The sequence below is a fragment of the Streptococcus sp. 45 genome, from assembly GCF_900108865.1.
Lineage (GTDB): Bacteria > Bacillota > Bacilli > Lactobacillales > Streptococcaceae > Streptococcus > Streptococcus ruminicola.
Map to the genome: position 1 here is coordinate 1 of NZ_FNXZ01000010.1, position 4,963 is coordinate 4,963.

Annotated in this window: 1 tRNA gene and 3 rRNA genes; all 4 read left to right on the forward strand. The window is 49.5% G+C overall.

Features of this window, described 5'->3' with window-relative positions:
• Window positions 1-39 precede the first annotated feature (39 nt).
• Window positions 40-1,588 (forward strand): 16S ribosomal RNA (locus BMX18_RS09200).
• A 53-nt stretch (window positions 1,589-1,641) separates the two neighbouring features.
• Window positions 1,642-1,714, forward strand: a tRNA-Ala gene (locus BMX18_RS09205).
• A gap of 147 nt (window positions 1,715-1,861) precedes the next feature.
• Window positions 1,862-4,761 (forward strand): 23S ribosomal RNA (locus BMX18_RS09210).
• Window positions 4,762-4,846: 85 nt separating this feature from the next.
• A 5S ribosomal RNA gene (gene rrf / locus BMX18_RS09215) occupies window positions 4,847-4,962 on the forward strand.
• The 16S, 23S and 5S rRNA genes sit together here with 1 tRNA gene alongside, the layout of an rRNA operon.
• Window position 4,963 lies beyond the last annotated feature (1 nt).

The window sequence follows — 4,963 nt, forward strand, 5'->3', positions numbered from 1 at the left end:
AAAAACGATAAATCTGTCAGTGACAGAATGAGAACAAGATTAAATGAGAGTTTGATCCTGGCTCAGGACGAACGCTGGCGGCGTGCCTAATACATGCAAGTAGAACGCTGAAGACTTTAGCTTGCTAAAGTTGGAAGAGTTGCGAACGGGTGAGTAACGCGTAGGTAACCTGCCTACTAGCGGGGGATAACTATTGGAAACGATAGCTAATACCGCATAACAGCATTTAACCCATGTTAGATGCTTGAAAGGAGCAATTGCTTCACTAGTAGATGGACCTGCGTTGTATTAGCTAGTTGGTGAGGTAACGGCTCACCAAGGCGACGATACATAGCCGACCTGAGAGGGTGATCGGCCACACTGGGACTGAGACACGGCCCAGACTCCTACGGGAGGCAGCAGTAGGGAATCTTCGGCAATGGGGGCAACCCTGACCGAGCAACGCCGCGTGAGTGAAGAAGGTTTTCGGATCGTAAAGCTCTGTTGTAAGAGAAGAACGTGTGTGAGAGTGGAAAGTTCACACAGTGACGGTAACTTACCAGAAAGGGACGGCTAACTACGTGCCAGCAGCCGCGGTAATACGTAGGTCCCGAGCGTTGTCCGGATTTATTGGGCGTAAAGCGAGCGCAGGCGGTTTAATAAGTCTGAAGTTAAAGGCAGTGGCTTAACCATTGTTCGCTTTGGAAACTGTTAGACTTGAGTGCAGAAGGGGAGAGTGGAATTCCATGTGTAGCGGTGAAATGCGTAGATATATGGAGGAACACCGGTGGCGAAAGCGGCTCTCTGGTCTGTAACTGACGCTGAGGCTCGAAAGCGTGGGGAGCAAACAGGATTAGATACCCTGGTAGTCCACGCCGTAAACGATGAGTGCTAGGTGTTAGGCCCTTTCCGGGGCTTAGTGCCGCAGCTAACGCATTAAGCACTCCGCCTGGGGAGTACGACCGCAAGGTTGAAACTCAAAGGAATTGACGGGGGCCCGCACAAGCGGTGGAGCATGTGGTTTAATTCGAAGCAACGCGAAGAACCTTACCAGGTCTTGACATCCCGATGCTATTCCTAGAGATAGGAAGTTTCTTCGGAACATCGGTGACAGGTGGTGCATGGTTGTCGTCAGCTCGTGTCGTGAGATGTTGGGTTAAGTCCCGCAACGAGCGCAACCCCTATTGTTAGTTGCCATCATTAAGTTGGGCACTCTAGCGAGACTGCCGGTAATAAACCGGAGGAAGGTGGGGATGACGTCAAATCATCATGCCCCTTATGACCTGGGCTACACACGTGCTACAATGGTTGGTACAACGAGTCGCGAGTCGGTGACGGCAAGCAAATCTCTTAAAGCCAATCTCAGTTCGGATTGTAGGCTGCAACTCGCCTACATGAAGTCGGAATCGCTAGTAATCGCGGATCAGCACGCCGCGGTGAATACGTTCCCGGGCCTTGTACACACCGCCCGTCACACCACGAGAGTTTGTAACACCCGAAGTCGGTGAGGTAACCTTTTAGGAGCCAGCCGCCTAAGGTGGGATAGATGATTGGGGTGAAGTCGTAACAAGGTAGCCGTATCGGAAGGTGCGGCTGGATCACCTCCTTTCTAAGGATAAACGGAAGCACGTTTGGGTATTGTTTAGTTTTGAGAGGTCTTGTGGGGCCTTAGCTCAGCTGGGAGAGCGCCTGCTTTGCACGCAGGAGGTCAGCGGTTCGATCCCGCTAGGCTCCATTGAATCGAAAGATTCAAAAGATTGTCCATTGAAAATTGAATATCTATATCAAATTCCACGATTCAAGAAATTGAATTGTAGATAGTAACAAGAAATAAACCGAAACGCTGTGATTTAATGAGTTTAAGGTCAACAGACCAAAATAAGGTTAAGTTAATAAGGGCGCACGGTGGATGCCTTGGCACTAGAAGCCGATGAAGGACGTGACTAACGACGAAATGCTTTGGGGAGTTGTAAGTAAACATTGATCCAGAGATGTCCGAATGGGGGAACCCGGCATGTAATGCATGTCACTCATTACTGTTAAGGTAATGAAGAGGAAGACGCAGTGAACTGAAACATCTAAGTAGCTGCAGGAAGAGAAAGCAAACGCGATTGCCTTAGTAGCGGCGAGCGAAATGGCAAGAGGGCAAACCGATGTGTTTACACATCGGGGTTGTAGGACTGCGACGTGGGACGACAAGATTATAGAAGAATTACCTGGGAAGGTAAGCCAAAGAGAGTAACAGCCTCGTATTCGAAATAGTCTTTAACCCTAGCAGTATCCTGAGTACGGCGAGACACGAGAAATCTCGTCGGAATCTGGGAGGACCATCTCCTAACCCTAAATACTCTCTAGTGACCGATAGTGAACCAGTACCGTGAGGGAAAGGTGAAAAGCACCCCGGGAGGGGAGTGAAATAGAACCTGAAACCGTGTGCCTACAACAAGTTCGAGCCCGTTAATGGGTGAGAGCGTGCCTTTTGTAGAATGAACCGGCGAGTTACGATATGATGCGAGGTTAAGTTGAAGAGACGGAGCCGTAGGGAAACCGAGTCTTAATAGGGCGCATTAGTATCATGTCGTAGACCCGAAACCATGTGACCTACCCATGAGCAGGGTGAAGGTGAGGTAAAACTCACTGGAGGCCCGAACCAGGGCACGTTGAAAAGTGCTTGGATGACTTGTGGGTAGCGGAGAAATTCCAAACGAACTTGGAGATAGCTGGTTCTCTCCGAAATAGCTTTAGGGCTAGCGTCGATGTTAAGTCTCTTGGAGGTAGAGCACTGTTTGATTGAGGGGTCCATCCCGGATTACCAATATCAGATAAACTCCGAATGCCAATGAGATATAATCGGCAGTCAGACTGCGAGTGCTAAGATCCGTAGTCGAAAGGGAAACAGCCCAGACCACCAGCTAAGGTCCCAAAATATATGTTAAGTGGAAAAGGATGTGGGGTTGCACAGACAACTAGGATGTTAGCTTAGAAGCAGCTATTCATTCAAAGAGTGCGTAATAGCTCACTAGTCGAGTGACCCTGCGCCGAAAATGTACCGGGGCTAAAACATATTACCGAAGCTGTGGATACCTTTTAGGTATGGTAGGAGAGCGTTCTATGTGTGATGAAGGTGTACCGTGAGGAGCGCTGGAACGCATAGAAGTGAGAATGCCGGTATGAGTAGCGAAAGACAGGTGAGAATCCTGTCCACCGTATGACTAAGGTTTCCAGGGGAAGGCTCGTCCTCCCTGGGTTAGTCGGGACCTAAGGAGAGACCGAAAGGTGTATCCGATGGACAACAGGTTGATATTCCTGTACTAGAGTATATAGTGATGGAGGGACGCAGTAGGCTAACTAAAGCGTGCGATTGGAAGTGCACGTCTAAGCAGTGAGGTGTGATATGAGTCAAATGCTTATATCTCTAACATTGAGCTGTGATGGGGAGCGAAGTTAAGTAGCGAAGTTAGTGATGTCACACTGCCAAGAAAAGCTTCTAGCGTTAATTATACTCTACCCGTACCGCAAACCGACACAGGTAGTCGAGGCGAGTAGCCTCAGGTGAGCGAGAGAACTCTCGTTAAGGAACTCGGCAAAATGGCCCCGTAACTTCGGGAGAAGGGGCGCTGGCTTTAAGTCAGCCGCAGTGAATAGGCCCAAGCAACTGTTTATCAAAAACACAGCTCTCTGCTAAATCGTAAGATGATGTATAGGGGGTGACGCCTGCCCGGTGCTGGAAGGTTAAGAGGAGCGCTTAGCATTAGCGAAGGTGTGAATTGAAGCCCCAGTAAACGGCGGCCGTAACTATAACGGTCCTAAGGTAGCGAAATTCCTTGTCGGGTAAGTTCCGACCCGCACGAAAGGCGTAATGATTTGGGCACTGTCTCAACGAGAGACTCGGTGAAATTTTAGTACCTGTGAAGATGCAGGTTACCCGCGACAGGACGGAAAGACCCCATGGAGCTTTACTGCAGTTTGATATTGAGTATCTGTACCACATGTACAGGATAGGTAGGAGCCTATGAAATCGGGACGCTAGTTTCGGTGGAGGCGTTGTTGGGATACTACCCTTGTGTTATGGCTACTCTAACCTAGATAGGTTATCCCTATCGGAGACAGTGTCTGACGGGCAGTTTGACTGGGGCGGTCGCCTCCTAAAAGGTAACGGAGGCGCCCAAAGGTTCCCTCAGAATGGTTGGAAATCATTCGCAGAGTGTAAAGGTATAAGGGAGCTTGACTGCGAGAGCTACAACTCGAGCAGGGACGAAAGTCGGGCTTAGTGATCCGGTGGTTCCGCATGGAAGGGCCATCGCTCAACGGATAAAAGCTACCCTGGGGATAACAGGCTTATCTCCCCCAAGAGTTCACATCGACGGGGAGGTTTGGCACCTCGATGTCGGCTCGTCGCATCCTGGGGCTGTAGTCGGTCCCAAGGGTTGGGCTGTTCGCCCATTAAAGCGGCACGCGAGCTGGGTTCAGAACGTCGTGAGACAGTTCGGTCCCTATCCGTCGCGGGCGTAGGAAATTTGAGAGGATCTGCTCCTAGTACGAGAGGACCAGAGTGGACTTACCGCTGGTGTACCAGTTGTCTTGCCAAAGGCATCGCTGGGTAGCTATGTAGGGAAGGGATAAACGCTGAAAGCATCTAAGTGTGAAGCCCACCTCAAGATGAGATTTCCCATGATTTTATATCAGTAAGAGCCCTGAGAGATGATCAGGTAGATAGGTTAGAAGTGTAAGTGTGGTGACACATGTAGCGGACTAATACTAATAGCTCGAGGACTTATCCAAAAAAGAAACGAGTCAATATTGACAGCGAGTCGGTTTCTTGTTAGAATATATAGGTATTCAATTTTGATTGGATAATCAATCATAGTTAAGTGACGATAGCCTAGGAGATACACCTGTTCCCATGCCGAACACAGAAGTTAAGCCCTAGCACGCCTGATGTAGTTGGGGGTTGCCCCCTGTTAGATATGGTAGTCGCTTAGCA